Here is a 21,606-nt window from a genome sequence, read left to right as displayed (position 1 = left end):
AGCGCACTTGCACCCAAAACCAAAGGACAATTGCATGAAACCCGGACCAAAGAACCTGATCACCGATGTCTCCGGTCTGTTGGTTGGTAACGCGCAGGATGATGCGCTGAAGTCAGGGACAACAGTTGTCACAGCCGCCGATCCCTTTGTGGCCTCTGTGCATGTGATGGGCGGTGCGCCGGGATCACGCGAAACGGATCTGCTCGCACCCGATAAATCCGTGACAGAGGTAGAGGCGCTGGTGCTTTCCGGCGGGTCGGCCTATGGGCTTGATGCCTGTTCCGGCGTGGTGGACGGGTTGCGCGCGCAGGGGCGCGGATTTCAGGTGCGCGGCGCGGTGATCCCTTTGGTGCCGGGGGCCATCCTGTTTGATCTGCTCAATGGCGGTGAAAAAGACTGGACCGAGAACCCCTATCGCGCACTAGGTCGTGCGGCGTTTGAGGATGCCTCGGATCAGTTTACGCTGGGCAGTGTTGGGGCAGGCACGGGCGCATTGACGGCGATGGTCAAAGGCGGGCTCGGATCGGCCTCGTTGGTTTTGCCAGACGGGAGCACGGTCGGTGCGCTCGTTGCGGCCAACCCTGTTGGCGCGGTGACCACACCCGGCGACGAACACTTTTTCGCGGCACCATTTGAGATCGGGGATGAATTTGGCGGCCAAGGCGTTGATCCCGCGACGGGTCTGGGTCTGCAATTGGACAGCCGCAAGATGCAAGCCATGTCACCACGTGAAAACACCACCATCGCCATCATTGCTACCGATGCCCCATTGACCAAGGCACAATGCCAGCGGGTAGCGGTGGCCGCCCATGACGGCATTGCCCGCGCCACGGTTCCGGCCCATACGCCGCACGATGGTGATCTGGTCTTTGCCCTGTCCACGGGCACCGGCGCATCGGTGCCAGACACCACCTTGATCGGTCATGCTGCCGCGCAATGTCTTGCCCGCGCTATCGCCCGCGCCGCCTTTGAGGCGACACCGGCCCCCGGCGACCTTTTGCCCTGTTGGAGGACACTCAATGCCTGATCTGGCACTCGAAGATATCACCTTGCACTATGAAATAGACGGCAGCGGCCCGCCGCTTTTGCTGCTCGCTGGGATGATGGGTGACAATGCCAGTTGGGGCGCTTTGCTGCGACTTTTGACACCGCATTTTACGGTCATTCGCCCCGACAACCGCACCACCGGCCAGACCACCCCTTGGGATGCGCCGGTGAGTGTGGGCCAAATGGCCGAAGACGCCGTCGCGCTGATGCGGCATTTGGGTCATAAGCGTTATCACGTCACCGGCCATTCGATGGGCGGGCTGATGGCGATGGAATTGTCGGGGTTGGTGGGCGATGCGATGGCCTCGCTGACCATTCTGGCCTCTGCGCCCGTGCGGGTTCCGCGCACGATGCATGTCTTCGATACATTGCTGGCCATTCGCCGCAGCGAGGGTGGCGAGACGCATTGGCTCAATGCCCTATACCCTTGGGCATTCCGGCCCGCGTTTTTCGAGAACCCAAAGAACAGCGCAATGGCTGTTGAGGCGGCGCTGGCCTATCCCCATGCTCAGACCGCCGATGCCATGGCCCATCAGATCGAAGCCCTACGCAACTTTCGCCCGCGCACCCGCGCATCAGATATCAAGACACCGACACAGGTGATCTTTGCCGCCGATGATCTGATGATCCCCGAGGCCGCAGGGCGCAAAGCCTTCGCCGCCATCGAAGGGGTCTCACAGATCACGCTGCCCGATGCAGGCCATTCGATTCACTGGGACGCACCCGAAGCCGTGGCAGAACGGGTCATCGCCCATGCGCAGGCTCACACCGCGTCAGGCTGATTTGCAGGTGCGGCCTGTGCCAAGGCTGGCACCGCCATGCAGGCCTCATGAATGCGGCGGATCGTTGGGTATGGGGTCATATCGACCTCGAACCGTGCGTTGTTAAGGACTTGAGCGTAAAGGCACAGATCGGCCAAACCAACCGTGTCACCATGGCAGAAAGTGCCTATCTCCGGCTCCGCTGCCAGCCGTGTTTCTAGCGCCTCCATGCCCGCGCTGGCCCATGTGCGGAACCACGCCGCCTTGCCCGCTGCATCCACGCCAAATTCGGCTTCGAGATGTTTGAGAATGCGCAGATTGTTCACTGGATGAATGTCCAGGGCGACGATCTGTGCAAGGCTACGCACCCGCGCCCGCGCCCATGGATCGGACGGCAGCAGTGCTGGCTCGGGATACACCTCATCCAGCCATTCCAAAATCGCCAGGGATTGCGGCAATGCGCCCTGCGGAGTGACCAAAGTGGGCACCAGTCCGGATGGGTTCAGCGCCAGATGTGCGGCGCTGGCTTGTTCACCTTTGAGCAAGGACAATGGGATGTAATCATAGCTAAGCCCCTTGAGGTTTAGCGCGGCCCGCACCCGAACCGATGTCGAGGAGCGGAAGTAATTGTGCAATGCCAGATCAGTCATGCGCGGTCTCCTATGGTCACTTCGAGGGTTCCGATGCCATCCACACCCCCGGTGATCACATCACCAGGGACCACCGCGCCAACACCGGCAGGGGTGCCTGTCATGATCAGGTCGCCGGGGGCCAGCGTCATCGCCCGCGACAGGATCGCAACTGTTTCGCGGACCGACCAGATCAGATCGGACAGATCCGCATCCTGCCGCAACTCTCCGTTCACCGACAGCCAGATGCGCCCGGTCTCGACACTTGGCACATCCGCGATCGACTTGATCGCAGAGATCGGCGCAGAGTTGTCAAAGGCTTTGCCCCAATCCCACGGGCGGCCCATCTTTTTCGCCTCGCCTTGCAGGTCGCGGCGGGTCATATCAAGGCCCACGGCTGCGCCCCAAACATGGGTCATCACATCCGCCTCGGCAATGTTTGATCCGCCCTTGCCCAGCGCAATCACCAGCTCAATCTCGTGATGCAAATCTTCGGTCAGCTTTGGGTATGGCAAGGTGAAAGGGGTATCCACAGCGGCATCGGCCGGTTTGGTGAAAAAGAACGGCGCCTCTCGTGTGGGGTCTTTGCCCATCTCGCGGGCATGTGCCTCGTAATTCCGGCCCACACAGAAAATCCGCCGCACCGGAAATCGGTCTGAGCTGCCCTGCACGGCGAGGCTGGCCTGTTTCGGCGCGTTGATCACATACATCGGCATTCCCTTTCGTTTGCCCTGCGAGATACAGGCCGCGCCACCTAAACGCAGGTCGGCGGAAACCTCAATGCCATGCCACTTGGCTAGGACGGGGTCGCAAGATCCTTAAGGATCGGGCAATCGGGGCGATCATCCCCTGCGCAGGCCTCGACCAGATGCCCAAGGGTATCGCGCATCGCCGAGAGTTCGGTAAGCTTGCGATCAATCTCGGCCAGGTGTTCCTTGGCGATTTGTTTCACATCCGCACTGGCACGGCCCTTGTCATCATAAAGGGCCAATAGGCTGCGACAACTTTCAACCGGAAACCCCAGTGACCGCGCACGGGCTAGAAACGCCAGTTTGTGTTGGTCGTTTTCACTGAACACGCGGTATCCGTTGCTTTGCCGGTTTGGGCTGACTAATCCGATGTCTTCGTAATAACGGATGGTTTTTGCGGGCAGACCTGTGGCCGCCCCGACCTCTTTGATGTTCATTTGGCCCCTCCTGCACGTCTCAGCCGCAGCGCATTTGTCAGAACAAAGACAGACGAAAATGCCATCGCGCCCGCCGCCATAGCCGGCGACAAAAGCATCCCGAAGGCAGGGTAAAGCAGACCCGCCGCGACCGGAATCAACAAGATATTATACCCAAAAGCCCAGACCAGATTTTGCCTGATGTTGCGCAGGGTCAGACGTGAAATGTCAAAGGCGGCGACAACTCCGTCCAGCGTGCCGGACATCAGCACAACATCCGCTGTTTCAATCGCAACATCGGTGCCGGTTCCGATGGCGATGCCCACATCCGCATGGGCCAGCACGGGTGCATCGTTGATCCCGTCGCCAACAAAGGCAACGCGCCGATCCGGCCCGCCAAGCCCCTCAAGCGCGGTGATTTTTCCCTCTGGCAGAACCTCTGCGATCACCTTGTCGATGCCCAGCGCCCGCGCCACGGCTTGTCCGGTTTTTTCCCCGTCGCCAGTGATCATCGCAACCTCGATCCCGCGAGACTTGAGCGCGGCAATGGCATCGCGGCTTTCGGCTTTGATCGGATCAGACACCGCAATCAGGGCAATGGCGTGAACTCCACGCGCGGCAAAGAAGACTGTTTTGCCATCCTCGGCCAGTTTCGCTGCATCCTGTTGCAATTCCGAAATGTCGATCCCGGCGTCAGCCATCATCGCCGCGTTACCGATCCGGATCAGATCGGCCCCGACCCGAGCGGTAGCTCCCTGACCTGAAACTGCGGTAAAATCTTCGGCCACCGGGATCGGAACGCCCTCTGCTTGCGCTGCTGCAACAACGGCCCGAGCCACCGGGTGTTCTGACAACGCCTCAACCGCTGCGATGTGGGACAGTACCTCTGTCCGGCCAAAGCCTTGCGCAATCTGCAACGCCGTCAGGCTTGGCCGTCCCTCCGTCAAGGTGCCGGTTTTGTCAAAGGCAACCACATCCACCCCGCTCAGCGATTGCAGGGCGTCCCCTTGCCGGAACAGCACACCCAATTGCGCCGCTCGCCCTGTGCCGACCATGATTGAGGTTGGCGTGGCGAGGCCCATCGCGCAGGGGCAGGCGATGATCAGTACCGAAACACCCGCGACCAAAGCATGTGAGACCACCGGCGCAGGCCCGAACAGGAGCCATATCACCACCGTCAGCACGGCAGTCAAAAGAACAGCGGGCACAAACCACAGGGTCACCCGATCTACCAAAGCCTGAATGGGCAGGCGTGCGTTCTGGGCTTGCTGCACCATCTTAATGATCTGGGACAAGGTCGTATCCTGTCCGGTGCGGGTCACCACACAAGTCAGGCTGCCGTTGCCGTTGATCGTGCCGCCGGTGAGCGCATCGCCGGGAGATTTGACCACTGGCATCGGCTCTCCGGTGATCATGCTTTCGTCAACGTTGCCGGAACCTGATTTCACACTCGCATCAATGGCAATCCGTTCGCCGGGGCGCGTGCGAAAGATGTCGCCGGGACGCAGGTCTTCGATCGAGGTTTCGATCCAATCCGCGCCCGATTGGACCATTGCCGTTCTTGGTTGCAGGCCAATCAGCTTTTGGATCGCAGTGCCGGTCTGGCCTTTGGCGCGGGCCTCAAACCAGCGGCCCAGCAGGATCAATGCCACAATCACCGCCGCCGCTTCGAAATACACAACGCGGCTGTCTTGTGGCAGCAAGGCTGGCACAAACAACGCCACAGTCGAATAGCTCCACGCCGCCCCGGCACCGAGGGCAACCAAACTGTCCATATTGGGCGCACGGCGCAGCAATGCCCGACCGCCCTGCACAAAGAACGCCCGGCCCGGTCCGATCAGGACAAGGGTCGTAAGGATGAACTGGATGATCCAACTGGTCTGATGCCCAATGGTGCGTCCAATGAGGTGATGCAGCGCAGGCACCATGTGACCGCCCATTTCCAGAATGAAAACCGGCAACGCGAGACCCATCGCGAGGATCATCGCGCGTTTGTGAGTTTCGGCCTCTTCGGCCTTGGTGGCGGCGCGGTCTGGCATTTGGCCCTGCTCAAGAACCGTTCCGGGGTAGCCCGCATCAGCAGAGGCGGCGATCAATTCTGTAGGCGAGGTGATACCCGGCACGTACCGGATCTGCGCCGACTCATCGGCAAGATTGACCTGTGACGCCACAACGCCCGGAACTGCCTGCAACGCCTTATCCAGACGTCCGACGCAGGATGCACAGGACATGCCGGTGATCGCCAATGTCAGGGTCTGCGTGGCCGCCGGATATCCGGCCTGGTCCAAGGCGGTGATGGCTTTTGTCTTGGCTTGGTCGTCATCGGCAGAAAAATGCGCCGTTTCATCGGCAAGATTTACAGTGACACCTTCAACCCCCTCAACAGCTTCCAGCGCCCGCGCCGCACGGCCCACACAGCCGCCGCAGGACATATTCATCACCGGAATTGAGATTGTTGGTGTTTGCGACATGGCCCTGCTCCTTGGCTGACAGCCCTCACATAAGGGTTCCAGTCACTAGAAGGTCAAGGGGCAACTGCCGCCGTTTTCAGGTTTTCAGCAATGCGCCGTAGTGATCCATCCCGCGCAGTAGCTGCGCCTGATAGGTCGCGGCATCAATATTGGCACCGCAAACCACAACGCCAACCCGCTTTCCCTGCAAGCTTTTGCGCAGGGGGCCCAGCAGACCGGCCATCGCCGCCCCGGCGGCGGGTTCCACCGCAAGTTTCGCCTCTTGTTGAAGTGCAACCATACCAGCGCAGATCTGATCATCGGTGACACGCACCATGTCATCCACGTAAGCCGCGCAAAGAGCATGCCCCAAAGGCAAAGCCATGGGCGGTCCAAGGCTATCGGCGATGGTTTCGACCTTGTCCAGCGTCACGGGCTGACCCGCAGCCAAGGACCGCGACATACTGTCAGCGCCGGTGGGTTCCACGCCAAAGACCATGCAGCCCGGCTTGTGCAATTTGACCGCCGCCGCGATGCCACTGATCAGCCCGCCGCCGCCCACGGAGACAACCACCGCATCCAGATCGGGCATATCCGATATGAACTCATAACCAACCCCTGCCGTGCCGAGGGCCGTGTTCACCCCTTCGAACGGGTGAATAAAGGTCCGCCCTTCTTCGGTCGACAAGCGCTCAGCCTCGGCAAAGGTCGGCGCACCGGGGGCCCGCAAGATCACCTCGGCGCCTTCGGCCTCCGCGCGGGCAATCCGGAATGGGTTTGCGTTGTCTTGCATCACCACCTTGGCAGAAAGGCCGGTCACACGTGCCGCCCATGCTGCAGCGATGGCATGGTTGCCCGCACTGGCCGCGGTGATCCCCGCTTTCTTGTCCGCCTCGGGGATCGACATGGCATTGGACAGCGCCCCGCGCGCCTTAAAGGTGCCAGTGTGCTGAAAACACTCCAGCTTAAGCGCGACATGACCGCCGCCCATAACTTGCCTGATCAAATGCGAGGGCAACGGGATCGATGGCGTATGGGCAATATGCGCCCGCAATTGTTCTGTTCGTTGGCGGATGAGATCTGCTGTGATCTCGCTGATGTCCACGGTGTTGTCTGCTCCCATGTCGTGTCCTTTATGGTTTTGCACCCAAACCGGGCCATGTTTGAACTCATCCACAAACAGGGCGCGGTCAAAAAAACCGGCAAACCTCTGCTTGTCTTTGCTAATGTCGCTTGAAACTTGGTAAACTGCTAGCCTAACAGGCAATTGAATTATCCGGTTGCCTTGCAACCCAGGCAAGACGACGGGCAAAAAGGACAACCGATGGCAGCGAACAACATCACCCCTGTTATTCTGTGCGGGGGATCGGGCACCCGACTTTGGCCTGTTTCACGCAAGAGCTTTCCCAAACAGTTCATCAATCTGATAGGGGACGGAAGCTTGTTTCAACAATCCAGTGCCCGTCTGTCAGGGGCGGGATTTGCTGCGCCGTTGATTGTCACCAACTCTGATTTCCGGTTTATCGCAACCCAACAGCTGGGCGATGCGGGAATTGACCCCGGTGCGGTTCTGATCGAACCCGAGGCCCGCAACACAGCCCCGGCCTTGCTGGCTGCGGCGCTGGTTCTGGCGCAGGACGATCCGCAAGGCCTGATGTTGGCAGCGCCGTCAGATCATTACATCACGCAGGCAGACGCGTTTCGCAGCAGTATAAAACGCGGTTTGGACGCCGCAAAGGCCGGTCAGATTGTGACCTTTGGCATTACACCTGACCGCCCTGAAACCGGCTATGGTTATCTTGAGCTGGGGGATGGCGGGCAAAACGGGGCTGTTCCGCTTAAACGATTTGTGGAAAAGCCAGAGCTGGGCGAAGCAAAGCGCATGTTGGCCGATGGTGGCTATCTGTGGAACGCGGGTATCTTTATGTACACTGCGCAGACGTTGATTGATGCCTTTGCCGCCCATGCGCCCGAAATGTTGGCCGATGTGTCCGCCTCCGTGGATGCGGCCAAACCCGACCTTGGCTTCCTGCGCCTTGACCCTGATGCATGGGCCAAATGCGAGGATATTTCTGTTGATTTTGCGATCATGGAAAAGGTCGGCAATCTTTCCGTAGTGGCGCATGAGGGCGATTGGTCAGATCTGGGCGGCTGGGGCGCGGTGCATCAGCATGCTCAGTCTGACAGGAACGGAGTTGCGACACAGGGTGCCGCGCTGGCTGTGGATTGTGCCAATACGCTACTGCGGTCCGAAAATGATGCGCAGCAACTGGTTGGCCTCGGCCTAGAAAACATCGTTGCCGTTGCGATGCCCGATGCGGTTCTGGTGGCCGATCAGAGCCGCGTTGCCGATCTGGGCACTGTGGTTAAACAAATGCGCAGCGCCAGCATCCCGCAGGCCGATACGTTCCCCAAGGATCACCGCCCATGGGGCTTCTTTGAATCGCTGATCGTTGGCGAGGGGTTTCAGGTCAAACGGATCGTGGTCACCCCCGGCGCAGCACTCAGCCTGCAAAGCCACAAACACCGGTCTGAACACTGGATTGTCGTTGTCGGCACCGCCAAGGTAACGGTCGGCCCTGATATGGAAAATCTGGACGTCAAAATGATCAACGCCAATGAATCGGTCTATATTCCGCTGGGTGCGATCCACCGCATGGAGAACCCCGGCGACGTTCCGATGGAATTGATTGAGGTGCAGACAGGCGACTATCTGGGCGAGGATGATATTGTTCGCTATGAGGACGTCTATGCACGTGGTCAGGGTGCAAAAGGTTAACAAAACCTCAGAAATCTGAGTGCCATTAACCATGTATTAGCCATTTTGACAGAGCGTTTGTCCCGAAAGGGAGGGACGTTCATGGCCCGTGTCGATTTGGTTAACGCCTATCTCAAAGAGGGTATTCTTGAGGTTGGCGGCTGGTGCGTTCCACAATTGTGGCAGACACTTTGGCCGCTTTATCAAGAGATTGGCGATGGTCCAGTTGCCGAGATTGGCGTGTTTGAGGGCAAGTTTCTCATCGGGCTATGCAAGACCTTTGGCACCTCGAAAAAGAACATGGCCACCGCGATTGATGTCTTTCATATGCAGCAGTTCAATCTTGACGGCGCGGGGGTCGGCAACCTTGAAAAACTCCAACACAACCTGCGCCGCCAAGGGATTCAAAAGAACCATGTGCATTGCGTCACGGCCGATTCTTTGGCCCTGAGGGCACCGGATCTCGCCGAATTTCTAGGGCGCACCGGCCCTGCACATTTCTTTAGCGTCGATGGCTGTCATGAGGTTGTCCATACCGTCAACGACATTGAATTTGCGATGTATGTGACCGCGCCCAATGGCATCATCGCGGTGGATGATTACACCAATGCGAACTGGCCCGGCGTGCAGGAGGCCGTCGCGCGGATGTATCTGATGGGGAACTACAGTTTTGTGCCGCTGGTGGTCACGGCCAACAAACTGTTGCTGTGTTCCTATTCCTTTCATGACCGTTATCTCAAGGCGGTGCACAGCTATATCAAAACCAACCACCCCAAGACCCAGATGAAGAAGGTCAAACGCTTTGGGTTTGATACGCTGACAGTGATGCCCAACCATGCAGTTTGGGAAGATCTGGTCTGACCTTAGTCCGTCAAATCCTTGAGGTAGGCACCATATTCGTTTTTCTCAAACATTTCGGCGCGTTTGGCCAGTTCATCGTCGGTGATCCAGCCTTGTTCATGCGCGATCTCTTCGAGACTGCCGGTCTGAAGCCCTTGCCGCTGGGTCAGGGTCCGCACAAAGTTTCCGGCATCAAGCAGGCTGGCGTGCGTGCCTGTATCAAGCCAAGCATAGCCGCGCCCCATCCGGTTGACCCGAAGCGCGCCTTTCTTGAGGTACATTTCCAGCAATGTCGTAATCTCAAGTTCACCGCGTTCCGAAGGCGTGACCTCTCGCGCCAATCGCGGTGCGTCGGCATCCAGAAAGTAGAGGCCCGTAACGGCATAGTTTGACGGTGGCACATCCGGCTTCTCAATGATCTGGCGGGCGGTGCCATCGGCATCAAACCCAACCACGCCATAGCGTTCCGGATCCGCCACGTGATAGCCAAAAACCGTGCCGCCGCTTTCTTGTGCATCGGCATCCGCCAGCAATTCAGGCAGGCCGTGACCAAAAAAGATGTTATCCCCAAGCACCATCGCCGAGGGCGCACCATCCAGAAAATCCTCCGCCAGAATATAGGCCTGCGCCAGCCCATCCGGCGAGGGTTGCACGATATAGGTCAGCGAAATACCCCATTGGCTGCCGTCACCAAGACTGCGCTGAAACTGGGCTTGATCCTGCGGCGTCGTGATCATGGCAATTTCGCGGATACCTGCCAGCATCAGAACCGAGATCGGATAGTAGATCATCGGTTTGTCATAGATCGGCAAAAGCTGTTTCGAGATCCCGATGGTGATCGGATAGAGCCGCGTGCCAGAGCCGCCCGCCAGAATTATGCCTTTGCGCTGTGTCATTTGGATGCTCCGAGATCTTTGAGAATTTGGGTGAGGCTGGCTTGCCACTGCGGGCGCTCAATGCCGAAGGTCTTGTGTGTTGTGCCGCAATCCATACGCGAGTTGAGAGGGCGTTTGGCCGGCGTTGGATAGTCGGATGATGGGATGTCGTGCACCGTGCAATTCAATCCGGCCTCATCAAAAATGGCGCGGGCAAAGTCTGCCCAACTGCAATCAGGGGCGCCAGAGAAATGGTAGGTGCCGGTCTTGTCTGGGGCATCTGTCAATTGCAGGGCAATCCGGTGACAGGCGGCCGCAATATCTGCAGCGGCTGTTGGCCCGCCGATCTGGTCGGCCACCACGTTAAGGCTGTCCCGCTCTGCCCCGAGGCGCAGCATCGTCTTAATGAAATTGGCCCCATGCGCCGAGACCACCCAAGAGGTCCGCAAAATCGCATGTGCGCCGCCCGCATCGCGCACGGCCATTTCCCCTGCCAGCTTGCTGCGCCCATAGGCGCCCAAAGGCGCGGTCGCATCATCCGGCTGCCAAGGCATTTCACCATGCCCCGCAAAGACATAGTCGGTGGAGATCTGCACCAACGGTACGCCCAACGCGGCACAGGCCCGCGCCATCGCGCCGGGTGCCGTTCCGTTGACCAATGTCGCTTGCGCCTCATCTGTCTCGGCTGCATCCACCGCAGTGTAGGCGGCGGCGTTGATCACTGCGGCGGGCTTGTGCAATCGGATCGCGTCGCCGCAGCCTGCCGGATCACTGAGGTCTGCTGTATCGCGGCCAAGGCATAAAGTTTCTGGCAATTTCGCCAGCTCTTGCGCAACCTGCCCCGTTTTCCCAAACACAAGGATCGTCATCGCCCGTTACCCTTTGTTGCCCAGACGAACGCCGACACCATCGCGGTCTTGCAAAGCCCGCCACCATGTTTCGTTGTCCAGATACCACTGCACGGTTTTCTCCAACCCTTCATCCAGCGTCACAGAGGGTCGCCAGCCCAGTTCATCACGAATCCGAGCCGGATCAATAGCATAGCGCAGGTCGTGTCCGGCACGGTCTTGGACAAATGTGATCTGATCTGCATAGCTGCCCGCCTTGGGTCGCTTTTCATCAAGAATCGCACAGATACTGCGCACCAGATCGATATTTCGAGCCTCGTTTTCACCGCCAATGTTGTAGCTGCGGCCCAAAGCGCCCTTTTCCAACACCAGCAAAAGCGCATCTGCGTGGTCCTCGACAAAAAGCCAATCGCGCACGTTCTCGCCCTTGCCATAGACCGGAATACCCTTACCCGCCAAAGCGTTCAGGATCACGACGGGCACCAGTTTCTCAGGGAAATGATAAGGGCCATAGTTGTTGGAACAATTGGTCAAGACAACGGGCAAACCGTAGGTCTCATGCCAAGCCCGCACCAAATGATCGCTTGATGCTTTGGAGGCCGAATAGGGCGAACGCGGATCATAGGGCGTGTCTTCGGTGAACATGCCTGTCGCCCCAAGGCTGCCAAAAACTTCATCGGTGGAAATGTGGTGAAACCGGAAATCATCCGGTTTGCCTGCGCCTGCCCAATACCCACGGGCCGCTTCGAGCATGTTATAGGTGCCGGTGATGTTGGTTTCGATAAAATCACCCGGCCCGTCGATGGACCGATCCACATGGGATTCCGCTGCCAGATGCATCACGCACTGCGGCTTATGCGCGGCAAACACCCGGTCCAGCGCGGCCCGGTCACGAATGTCTACATGCTCAAAAGAGTAGAGTGGGTCATCAGCCACGGAGGCAAGGTTTTCCAAACAGCCCGCATAGGTCAGCGCGTCAAGATTGATCACCTCATGACCGCGTGAGATTGCCAGCCGAATGACGGCTGATCCAATAAACCCTGCGCCACCTGTCACCAAGATCTTCATGATGCACCCTCAACGGTGAAGGGGCTCTCGAAATCGGAGAACAGCTGCGCACTGCTGTCTTTTTCTGACAGGATCGCATCGCCGCTCAATCCCCAGTCAATCGCGATTTCTGGGTCATCGAACCGCACCGCGCCGTCACATTCAGGTGCGTAATAGTCGCTGCATTTATAGATGATTTCTGTGTCAGGTGCCCTTGTCGCAAATCCGTGCAAGAACCCTGCGGGGATCAAAAGCTGCAATCCGTTTTCGGCAGTCAGGTCATAACCAACCCATTGGCCATAGGTCACGCTGCCTTTGCGGGCATCCACTGCCACGTCAAAAAGCGCCCCGCGCCCGCAGCGAACAAGCTTGGCCTGCGCATGGGGCGGCGATTGAAAATGCAGACCGCGCACCGTGTTCACAGCCGATGACAGCGAATGATTGTCCTGCACAAAATCCAGATCAATTCCATGATCCGCCATCTTGCGGCGATTCCAGCTTTCGCTAAAGAATCCGCGGTCGTCGCCAAACCTAGGAGGGCTCAACAACAGCACGCCGGAAAGTTTGGTCTGGGTTACAAAATCCACACAATCGCTCCGTCACTTTGGTCCTCAAGGGCGTAGCAAGCACCCGGCCGAAAGTCACGGAACGATTGGGAAACGTGGTGTTTCTATTTCTGGCTGTCGCTTTCGCGGATCTCTTTGAGGATGTCATCATCGCTCAGATGCGCAGGCACCTTAATGCGCCCGATACCGGGCAGAACGGTCTGCCGGTACTCTGTATCTGCGTTGGTCTTCATTGTTTTTGGACGCTTGGCCATTCTATTTCCCCATTGTTGCAAGTGTGAAAAGGCGGTTACTTCCCAGCCGGTTTTCGATGTACATTTTCGGCGTGGCCCCGGTGGTATCAATGGACAGGGTGATCTCTCCATCCGGTCCGGTGGTTCCGGTCAACGGCCCCGACAGGTAATTGACGCTACCTGCCGGGTTGGCGAACATTTCACCAAAGTTTGTCGCATCGATCAGAGTGCCGGTCACTGCAAACAGATAGAACCGCGCCGCGATGTTGACGCTCATCCACATCATGATGCGCGATGGGTTCGACCAAGGAATTTCAAACGACCATGCCGTATCGTTCAGAATGAACACATCTTCAAAGAACTGCTGCCCACTATTGAACTGCACAGCCCCGGTGGAATTTTCAATGCTCAGGCCAGTGTGAAACGTGCTGCCATCCGGGCTGACCTTGATGGCGAAATCATCATTGCCTGCGGTGCCCATTTCCGCCCGGCCCGAGAACCCTGTTTGAAACAGCAAGCTGGCGGTATCCGCTGCGGTGTCTTTGTTCAGTTTCAATTGATGACCGCCACCGTCATGGGTGAGTAACGTCGCATCGGCGGCGACCGATAGGCGGTTGGTTGCATTGGCAGTGGTTCCAACCCCAACCATCGGAAGGTTCTGAAAATCCAGCGCCGGTATGGCGTCGACCCAAAGCGCCCCATCGAACCGCAGCTGTGTTCCTGTGGTTGCCAAATCCGCCCGCCACCCCGTGCGCGGGTCAAAAAATACCCACGCCGCATCGGCCCAAACCGCGATGGCTTGGTCCTGCCCCGCCCATGCCCCGGTTGCAGAGGCACCCACAATATATCGGTCTCCCTGCGCGGGACCGGCGGGCGGTGCGGTCAAACCCGCATCAAGCACGGCAAGCTGCGTCACTGCATCCAGAATGCGCAGCGCCTCGTTGTGGGTGACATGTTTCTGGGCCTGCGCCGGCTGGATATAGGGCAGTGACAAGATCGGAGATTGCTCTGACATGGACGTTCCTTTTGGGTTGCCAAAACGTGAATGCAGCGGACCCTGTGGCACCGGCGTAAACAATTTCGGGGCAACCGCGCGGTTGCCGCCAATTTGATGCAACATCAGTCAGTTAAACTTCGCCAGAAAACCCAAAGCATTGCCACAATCCCGGCACCGCAATAGCCGTTTTGCCCGCCATTCCCGCCTTCAAACAGTTGAGGTGTTTTATGGTCAGAGCTGATTTTTCAGTGCATGCGCCGCTTTTCGGCACAGAGGAAAACGCGTTGGTTGGGATCAACGATCTGCTGGTCTTGCCAGATACAAATGGCGGCACATTATACACCGCCACCCGCGGCGATGGTTGGCTCAGCGCCTTTGATATCGGCGACGGTGTAGGGCAAACCGAGCTGAAAGGGCATTGGCGGATCAGCCCACAATACCTTCAGCTTGAGACAACGGATCTGGTCCTGAAAGGTGCCGACCAGCTGTTCATGGCGGGATTGAACAGTGCTGACTTGCAAGGCGTTTCCTTGGATGCGGATCGATCAGGCACACCGTTTACCAATGCTATTTCGGTCACCACCCAAAACACCAATGCGCGGTTTTTTACGGAGGTCGCGTTGGAAGAGACCGGCCAGTCCGGGATCGCCGCATTGCGCGGTGGGGGTGTCGTCCTGGTGTCCTTTGGATCTGGCGGGCAATTGACAGTTGCCGAAATGGATGCAGGTGGCGCATTGGACAGTGCCCGCGCCGCAGATGTGCTCACCGCCAGCCACAATGGCGAGACCTACGCCTTTGCCAGCTATGGCACCGAAGACAGCGTCAGCATGTTCAAAAAGACAGCAGGCGGATTGTTTGAACATCTCACTAACATTGGCACCGAGGATGGGCTTTGGGTGGATCGCCCCGGCGCGATGGCCATGACAACCGCGGTGGATGGCGGGATGTATCTGGTAACGGCCGCCTCCGGCAGCGGATCATTGTCGGTCATGTCTATCACAGCTGGCGGCATGATCCCCGTAGATCACATATTGGACAGCGCCCAAACCCGGTTTGCAGATGCCTCTCACGTGACCAGCATATCTATTGGCGCACAGGACTTTGTGCTCGCTGCCGGGTCTGATGCGGGGATCAGTCTCTTTGCGATGTTGCCCGGTGGCCGGCTCCAACATGTGACAAGTATGGAAGCAACGGCTGATGCCCCGCTGAACGGCATCACCGCGCTTGAGGCGATGGCCACCCCGGACGGCATTCGCATCTGGGCATCAACCGAGGCTGCACCGTTCCTATCAGAGTTTTCTGTCGATCTTCAAACCCTCGGGATCAGTGCCAACTCTGGCAATGGCGGCGGAGCGCTGACTGGATCGGACTCCGATGACATCCTAAGCGGTGGTGCGGGGGCCGATCATATCAATGGCGGCAGCGGTGATGACCTGATTTCAGATGGCGCAGGAGAGGATACATTGCGCGGCGGTGGCGGCGCCGACACCTTTGTTCTGACCGCCGATGACGCGCAGGACCGCATCGTCGATTTCCAAGCCACCGCGGACCGCATCGACATCTCCGCCTTCAGCCAAATCAACGGCGTTGGTGCCGCAGTTATCACCTCGCGCAGTCATGGGGCGGACTTGCGGATCGGTGATGACATCACCGAAATCCACAGTGCAACCGGCACCTCTCTTGATGCAGACGATTTTGATTTTGGCAATTTGATCACCGGCGACCGGGTGGAAACCGACCCCGGACGATACCCCGGGGCCACAAATCCACCCCGTTCGGACCCGATCCCTGACCCAGAACCGGTCGAAGATCCCCAGCCGATAAACTCCACAATCTGGCAGGAAGCGCCCGAATTTGTTTTACAGCGCGAGGGCGCCGATCAAACCGGAACAGAACGCGGCGAAGCAATGTATCGATTTGGCTCTGACGACCGGCTTTTGGGGGGCGGCGGAAACGACACCATTCAAGCGGGCGCAGGCAATGACAGTGTTGGCGGAGATGCCGGAAACGATGAAATTCACGGCGGAGGAGGTCGTGATTTTCTGGTGGGCGCGGGCGGATTTGACACCATCAATGGCGGTGATGGCGACGATACGATCTGCGGCGACAGCCATGCCGATTCCCTCAATGGCGGTGATGGGCAGGACATTATCCTAGGCGGCGAAGGATTTGACCAAATCAACGCAGGAAGCGGCGCCGACCGCGTTTGGGCCGGTGCTGCGCCGGATCGGGTCTATGGTGGGGATGGCGACGATTGGCTAAGCGCTGGCAGCAACTATGGCACGTCTGTCGATGGAATATGGGGTGAAGGCGGCAATGACACGTTGTTTGGCAACGCTGGGTTTGACTACCTTAATGGCGGCGAGGGCGACGATCTAATTGACGGGGGTCATCAGGCGGACAACCTCTATGGCGAGGATGGCAATGATACTTTGATCGGGGATCAGGGGTTCGACCGATTGTTCGGCGGTGACGGAAACGATGTGTTGTCAGGTGGTGAAATGGGTGACGCCCTGTTTGGCGAGGAGGGGAATGACACGCTTGATGGCGGTGAGGGGGATGATCGGTTCTTTGGCGGCACAGGCGACGACCGTTTGCTGGGCGGCACCGGGGTGGATACCCTTCAGGGCGGTGCCGGGTTTGATACGATAGAGGGCGGTGCGGGCGATGATCTGCTGTTTGGCAACTTCAACGCGGATCATTTCGTGTTTGCCGATGGTCATGGCCATGACCGCGTGGCCGATTTCGAAACCCAAAGCGATCAAGAGGTGCCGGACCTGTCGGGCCTGAGTTCTTTGAACAGTTTTGCCGATGTGATGAACGTGGCGCGGCAGTCGGGCTGGGATGTGGTGATTGACACGGCCCCCAATTCCTCCATCCGACTGATCAAGACCGATCTTCAGGATCTCAGTGAGGATGATATCGTCTTTTAGGTGGTTTCTTGTTCCAGCAAAACTTGGGACATCAACCGCTCCAACTCCGCAGCCTGACTGGCAAAATCTGCGATCTTTTGCGGCGCTTGCTGTGCGGGGTGCGCTTCAATTGCTTGGCTTATCTGATGGCGCAATGGCGCTGGGTCAGGTCCGATGGGTATCAATTGATCTTGCGCAATCAACCCGTGTTCGGTGCTGCCACCGCTGTCCGTTTGGATCACTTGGATGCCCCGCGCCAGCGCCGCTCGGATGACCAAACCAAAGGTTTCTTTCCATTGCGACATGAAAAATAGCACGTCGATCTTGGCAAAAAAAGCATCCATATCGTCCTGTGAATACCTTGAATGAACCTCCCATTCTCCCGGCAGGTCGAAAAAATCATGCCCTTGCCACCATGATCCATCGACACTTCCATCGACCAAAAGCACGCGAAAATCGGCCCTTGAAACGCCCGCAAATGCGGCCCTGATCACAGGCCATCCCTTTATTTGGGAGGGACCACCGACAAACCCAAAGACAACACGTGGATCTTGTTCACGGCGTTCCCTTTGAGCTTTGAGAAAACCCTTTTCAGGCAGGCGCACACCGTTTTCCCACACCACGCCCCGCCCAGATGCAAACCCCGATTTTTCACACAGGTTTTTCGCAAATTGGCTGGGATATGTAACCAATTGCGCCTGATTTCCGATGCTCTGCAGGTGTTCAAACCGTGTCTTGGCTGCCCAAAAGTTTTGGACACAACCTTTGCACTCCTTGATGCGCACCGGATCCTGCCCGCAGTAGGTTTGATCCATTTGGATCATAAACTGCCGTTCACAAATCCACCAAAAGTCATGCACGCTTAGGATCACCGGCACATTTTGATCCCGCGCCGCGGTGATAACGCCAGTGCCCAGATCCTGAAGGCAATGCGCATGAACAACATCAGGAGACAGGGAATGGATCAATTCAGCGATCCGCGCCGTGATGGCGGGATTGTCATAAGCCTCGCCATAACTGCGCCAGGCTGGAACGTTGATTTGATAGTTTGCGATGCCCTCGGTCTCTGATTTGAGGACAGCATAATCCGCAATTCCCGCACGGCAGCACAAAGAGACCGCCGTCACCCGAAAGCCGCCCCGGCGGATCAATGCACGCGCGACCTGCTCGGCAACGACGGTAGCACCGCCGTAGGAATGCGGGGCGAAAAAGACGTTGGCCGCCAGTACATGGCGCATCTTCATCCCTCCACCCAGCGGATCAGCTCGGGTGCAATGATGTGCGGTTCTGCATGACCGCTCCAGCGTGTTTCGACATCTTTGCGGGCGGCAAGACCCATTTGCCTCGTTTGGGAAGGGTCGTTTGCAAGCACTTCAAGGGCACCGCCCCAGTCGGACGGTTTTTGCGCAATCAAGCCAGTTTGCCCATGGCGCACAACGGCGGCAAGATCACCAACCGTCCCAACAACCGAAGGCACCCCAACAGCCGCCGCATCCAGCACCCGCACCGCAGATTTACACCCGTTAAATGCATCCTCGCCCAAAGGCATCACTGTGCAATCGGCTTGTGCAAGAGTGGCAAGATATTGGCCGTAGTCCGAGAACTTGTACCGCTCAATCTGCCCGTTCAGTTCGCCTGGAAGGGCCTTTGGGTCGAAATGCCCCATGACCATCAAACGACGTTTTGGATCGGCCAGAACAAATGTGGACAGCTCCTTGATGATTTCCTCCAGATCCGCCTCATGCCCCTGAGAGCCGCTGGCAAATGCCACTCGAAACCTCCCATCCTCGATCTGCTCGGCATTCATCGCCTTGGCCCCCTGATCAAGGGTTTGGCTATCAGCAAAGTTGCGACGCAAATAGACAGGTCTGGGGGAATAAAGCGCGGCATGCACGATCATTCCCGGTGTCGAAACCGACAAGGCATCGGCGCCGTTCATCATGTCCAGATACTTAGGTGCTTCATTCACAAAATGCGATTTGAGCGCCGGATCGACCGCGTTCATGTTGCCATAAGTGCCATAGGCGGAAACCGAAAAGAGCGGATCGTCCAGATCATAAAGAATGGGCAACCGCAACCGCCGCGCCTCGTATCGCAACATCTGGGTAACGTCGGTGCATTTCAGGCGATATTCAAAAAGATGGGTGGCCTGCTGCAGGATCGAAGTGGCGCGGGGAATATCCTCGTAATGGGCATAGGTAAACTCAGCGCCCCGCCCCTGCCAAAAATGCGCCAGCTGCTCCACACGGTATTTGCGGCATTGCGGCAGGTTCAGATCCCCGATCAAGGCAATCTGCCTGCGGCGTTGTAGTGTGGCCGGGGCGGCATGGATGTGGAAGGCGTTGTGTTGTGCCAGATCTTGCCAGACTGAGCTGAGGTAATGCGCCTCCGTGTTTGGTGGACCTTCAGGCGCGCGCGCCAAAGCGCTTGATCCTTGGCCGCGCATCCGGCGTGCAAGGTATCGCCCGGCCTTGCCCAAGGCGTTGGCAAGACCGTCCTGACGTGCGGTTCTGGCAAAACGCCTCATTAGCATTTGCCAAGATCTTGGCCCCATCTCAAAGCTGCTCCGATTAAACCTTTGAAATGTTAATACTTTGCTAACTCTTAACGATCTATGAATCTCAGGTGTCTTCTTTAACCAATGAGTATTCAGTGCCTGCTATCACCCGCGACATGAGCAAAACTGTGACCATTCTGATGGGTGTTCTGAACGGGGCAAGGTGGCTGCACCCGCAGCTCAATAGTATCGCGGAACAAGATCATGAGGCTTGGGTCATACGGTTCAGCGATGATGGATCAACCGATCTCAGCGCAGATATTATAGCCGGATTTTCCGAAAAACATCCTGATCGGGTTCACCGCGGGACCGGTCCGAAATCGGGCTTTGGCGACAACTACATGCAGCTGATCCGCGACTTGCCCAAGCAGGCTGGATACACCGCCTTTGCGGATCAGGACGACATCTGGATCAGGGACAAACTGGGACGTGCGGTTGCCGCGCTTGCCCGCTCAGGGGAAAAGCCCGCGTTGTACTGCGGCCGACGATGGCTTTGGTATCCCAAGATGGATCGGCGTATCAAATCGCCCCAGCCCAGTCGGGAATTTGGGTTCCGGAACGCGCTGATTGAGAATGTCGCGGCTGGCAACACTGTCATGTTAAACCCAGCTGCCGCGCGGTTGGCGAGGCAGGCGGCGCGAATGATCACAAAGCCGGTTTTTGCCCATGATTGGTGGCTTTACCAATTGATCACAGGGGCCGGAGGCAAGGTGGTGTTTGACCATGGTCCACCCTGTATTCTGTATCGGCAACACAGCGCCAATGCGGTCGGTGCGGGTCATGGCATTGCCGTTCAAATCAGGCGCAAGACCGACGTCCTCAAGGGTAATTTCGCGAGGCGGATCAAGCAGAATCTTGCCGTTCTCGATCAGATCAAACCGCTTTTGACCGAAGAATCGCTTCGCGATCTGCGCCGTTTTGAATTGGCCCGCAATGCCGCCTTGCATCAGCGTTTACTGCTCTTGAATGTGTCTGAAGTCAGCGCTTATGGGTCCAAATAGTGTCATTTGCTAAGAGAGGGTTTGTTGCTCATCGTAACCACCGAGGAGTGGACGATGAGAAAGACAACGAAGAGCCCCGGCGAGAAGATCGTCAAAGACATCAAGCGTGCGACCCGCAAGAATTATTCATCCGAAGAGAAGATTAGGATCGTGCTGGATGGCCTACGAGGCGAAGACAGCATTGCAGAACTGTGCCGTCGTGAAGGCATATCGCAGGGCATCTATTACAAATGGTCCAAGGACTTCATGGAAGCCGGTAAAAAGCGTTTGGCCGGCGATACGGCGCGTGCAGCGAACACTGATGAGGTCAAGGAACTGCGTCGCGAGGCAAAGGATCTCAAGGAGGTGGTTGCGGAGCAGACGCTCGAATTGCGACTTCTCAAAAAAAGCATGCTCGGGGATGGGGGCGACCACGAATGAGATATGCCGCATCAGAAAAACAGGAGATCATCCGGCTGGTCGAGGAAAGCCATCTGTCGGCCCGTGTGACACTGGCCAAGCTCGGCATTCCACGTACCACGTTTTACCGCTGGTATGATCGGTATCTGCAGCGTGGTGAGGCTGGATTGCAGGATCAATCACCGAGGCCAAAGCACGTCTGGAACCGCGTGCCCGACGAGGTGAAGCGCAAGGTTGTCGACTTCGCCTTGCAGGAAACGGAACTGTCACCGCGCGAGCTAGCAGTGACGTTCACGGATCAGGAACGCTACTTTGTCTCGGAATCCACGGTCTATCGCACACTCAAGGCCCATGATCTGATCACCAGCCCCGCCTTCATCGTGCTCAAGGCAGCCAATGAGTTCCAGCACAAGACAACTGGGATTAACCAGCTTTGGCAAACAGACTTCACCTATATCAAGGTGCTGGGATGGGGCTGGTTCTATCTCAGCACGGTCCTCGACGATTACAGCCGCTACATC

General features: G+C 57.7%; 19 protein-coding genes and 1 pseudogene. 7 read left to right on the top strand and 13 right to left on the bottom strand.

Features of this window, described 5'->3' with window-relative positions:
• Nucleotides 1-34 precede the first annotated feature (34 nt).
• Both C8N31_RS09340 and C8N31_RS09335 read left to right on the top strand, forming a co-directional pair.
• Entirely contained in the window at nucleotides 35-1,027 is a 993-nt protein-coding gene (locus tag C8N31_RS09340; RefSeq protein ID WP_025049219.1) for a P1 family peptidase, read from the top strand.
• On the top strand, nucleotides 1,020-1,829 hold the full coding sequence (locus C8N31_RS09335; protein WP_025049218.1) for an alpha/beta fold hydrolase: 810 nt from the start codon (nucleotides 1,020-1,022) through the stop codon (nucleotides 1,827-1,829). The genes C8N31_RS09340 and C8N31_RS09335 overlap by 8 nt, the downstream gene beginning before the upstream one ends.
• Here C8N31_RS09335 and maiA read toward each other — a convergent pair.
• The 5 genes from maiA to C8N31_RS09310 all read right to left on the bottom strand — a co-directional run bounded on the left by maiA (nucleotide 1,811) and on the right by C8N31_RS09310 (nucleotide 7,175).
• Nucleotides 1,811-2,458, bottom strand: coding sequence for a maleylacetoacetate isomerase (maiA, locus tag C8N31_RS09330; RefSeq protein WP_025049217.1), 648 nt, complete (start codon nucleotides 2,456-2,458; stop codon nucleotides 1,811-1,813). The genes C8N31_RS09335 and maiA overlap by 19 nt on opposite strands.
• Nucleotides 2,455-3,147: a fumarylacetoacetate hydrolase family protein gene (locus tag C8N31_RS09325; RefSeq protein ID WP_197021531.1), complete on the bottom strand. Its 693-nt coding sequence runs from the start codon at nucleotides 3,145-3,147 to the stop codon at nucleotides 2,455-2,457. Before C8N31_RS09325 ends, maiA begins: the two co-directional genes overlap by 4 nt.
• Before the next feature lie 86 nt (nucleotides 3,148-3,233).
• Nucleotides 3,234-3,623, bottom strand: a complete 390-nt coding sequence (gene cueR, locus C8N31_RS09320) for a Cu(I)-responsive transcriptional regulator (RefSeq protein WP_025049215.1) — start codon at nucleotides 3,621-3,623, stop codon at nucleotides 3,234-3,236.
• Nucleotides 3,620-6,073: a heavy metal translocating P-type ATPase gene (locus C8N31_RS09315; RefSeq protein WP_025049214.1), complete on the bottom strand. Its 2,454-nt coding sequence runs from the start codon at nucleotides 6,071-6,073 to the stop codon at nucleotides 3,620-3,622. The genes cueR and C8N31_RS09315 overlap by 4 nt, the downstream gene beginning before the upstream one ends.
• Nucleotides 6,074-6,149: 76 nt before the next feature.
• Nucleotides 6,150-7,175: a pyridoxal-phosphate dependent enzyme gene (locus C8N31_RS09310; RefSeq protein ID WP_037918808.1), complete on the bottom strand. Its 1,026-nt coding sequence runs from the start codon at nucleotides 7,173-7,175 to the stop codon at nucleotides 6,150-6,152.
• Nucleotides 7,176-7,376: 201 nt separating this feature from the next.
• Between C8N31_RS09310 and C8N31_RS09305 the strand changes: the two genes are divergently transcribed.
• Together C8N31_RS09305 and C8N31_RS09300 are read left to right on the top strand one after the other, a co-directional pair.
• The gene (locus C8N31_RS09305) at nucleotides 7,377-8,831 is read left to right on the top strand and encodes a mannose-1-phosphate guanylyltransferase/mannose-6-phosphate isomerase (RefSeq protein ID WP_037918806.1); all 1,455 of its coding nucleotides are present in this window, start codon (nucleotides 7,377-7,379) and stop codon (nucleotides 8,829-8,831) included.
• 81 nt (nucleotides 8,832-8,912) lie between these two features.
• Entirely contained in the window at nucleotides 8,913-9,671 is a 759-nt protein-coding gene (locus tag C8N31_RS09300) for a class I SAM-dependent methyltransferase (RefSeq protein WP_025049211.1), read from the top strand.
• Between the two features lie 2 nt (nucleotides 9,672-9,673).
• Here the strand turns inward: C8N31_RS09300 and rfbA are convergent, their stop codons facing one another.
• From rfbA to C8N31_RS09275, 6 genes are all read right to left on the bottom strand, one after another.
• Entirely contained in the window at nucleotides 9,674-10,546 is an 873-nt protein-coding gene (gene rfbA, locus C8N31_RS09295) for a glucose-1-phosphate thymidylyltransferase RfbA (protein ID WP_025049210.1), read from the bottom strand.
• Complete coding sequence (gene rfbD, locus C8N31_RS09290; RefSeq protein ID WP_025049209.1) at nucleotides 10,543-11,394, bottom strand: dTDP-4-dehydrorhamnose reductase; 852 nt, start codon at nucleotides 11,392-11,394, stop codon at nucleotides 10,543-10,545. Before rfbD ends, rfbA begins: the two co-directional genes overlap by 4 nt.
• 6 nt (nucleotides 11,395-11,400) lie before the next feature.
• The gene (gene rfbB, locus C8N31_RS09285) at nucleotides 11,401-12,441 is read right to left on the bottom strand and encodes a dTDP-glucose 4,6-dehydratase (RefSeq protein ID WP_025049208.1); all 1,041 of its coding nucleotides are present in this window, start codon (nucleotides 12,439-12,441) and stop codon (nucleotides 11,401-11,403) included.
• Entirely contained in the window at nucleotides 12,438-13,007 is a 570-nt protein-coding gene (gene rfbC / locus C8N31_RS09280; protein WP_025049207.1) for a dTDP-4-dehydrorhamnose 3,5-epimerase, read from the bottom strand. The genes rfbB and rfbC overlap by 4 nt, the downstream gene beginning before the upstream one ends.
• Before the next feature lie 83 nt (nucleotides 13,008-13,090).
• Nucleotides 13,091-13,240: a hypothetical protein gene (locus tag C8N31_RS20350; RefSeq protein WP_170116160.1), complete on the bottom strand. Its 150-nt coding sequence runs from the start codon at nucleotides 13,238-13,240 to the stop codon at nucleotides 13,091-13,093.
• 1 nt (nucleotide 13,241) lies between these two features.
• Nucleotides 13,242-14,234: a DUF2793 domain-containing protein gene (locus tag C8N31_RS09275; protein ID WP_025049206.1), complete on the bottom strand. Its 993-nt coding sequence runs from the start codon at nucleotides 14,232-14,234 to the stop codon at nucleotides 13,242-13,244.
• A 209-nt stretch (nucleotides 14,235-14,443) separates the two neighbouring features.
• On the opposite strand from C8N31_RS09275, the gene C8N31_RS09270 reads away from it, so the two are divergent.
• Nucleotides 14,444-17,149, top strand: coding sequence for a calcium-binding protein (locus C8N31_RS09270; protein ID WP_025049205.1), 2,706 nt, complete (start codon nucleotides 14,444-14,446; stop codon nucleotides 17,147-17,149).
• On the opposite strand, the gene C8N31_RS09265 is transcribed toward C8N31_RS09270, so the two are convergent.
• Both C8N31_RS09265 and C8N31_RS09260 read right to left on the bottom strand, forming a co-directional pair.
• On the bottom strand, nucleotides 17,146-18,366 hold the full coding sequence (locus tag C8N31_RS09265; RefSeq protein ID WP_170116159.1) for a glycosyltransferase: 1,221 nt from the start codon (nucleotides 18,364-18,366) through the stop codon (nucleotides 17,146-17,148). The two genes, C8N31_RS09270 and C8N31_RS09265, sit on opposite strands and share 4 nt — an antisense overlap.
• Nucleotides 18,367-18,368: 2 nt before the next feature.
• Entirely contained in the window at nucleotides 18,369-19,655 is a 1,287-nt protein-coding gene (locus C8N31_RS09260) for a glycosyltransferase (RefSeq protein WP_025049203.1), read from the bottom strand.
• Nucleotides 19,656-19,780: 125 nt separating this feature from the next.
• Here C8N31_RS09260 and C8N31_RS09255 point away from each other — a divergent pair, with 125 nt between their 5' ends.
• Entirely contained in the window at nucleotides 19,781-20,686 is a 906-nt protein-coding gene (locus C8N31_RS09255) for a glycosyltransferase (protein WP_146173121.1), read from the top strand.
• A 54-nt stretch (nucleotides 20,687-20,740) separates the two neighbouring features.
• Nucleotides 20,741-21,606: pseudogene (locus tag C8N31_RS09250) on the top strand (helix-turn-helix domain-containing protein); the annotation flags it as partial.

Origin of the sequence: Sulfitobacter mediterraneus, from assembly GCF_003054325.1 — a bacterium.
Lineage (GTDB): Bacteria > Pseudomonadota > Alphaproteobacteria > Rhodobacterales > Rhodobacteraceae > Sulfitobacter > Sulfitobacter mediterraneus.
This window is presented reverse-complemented; position numbering and strand designations above follow the sequence as displayed.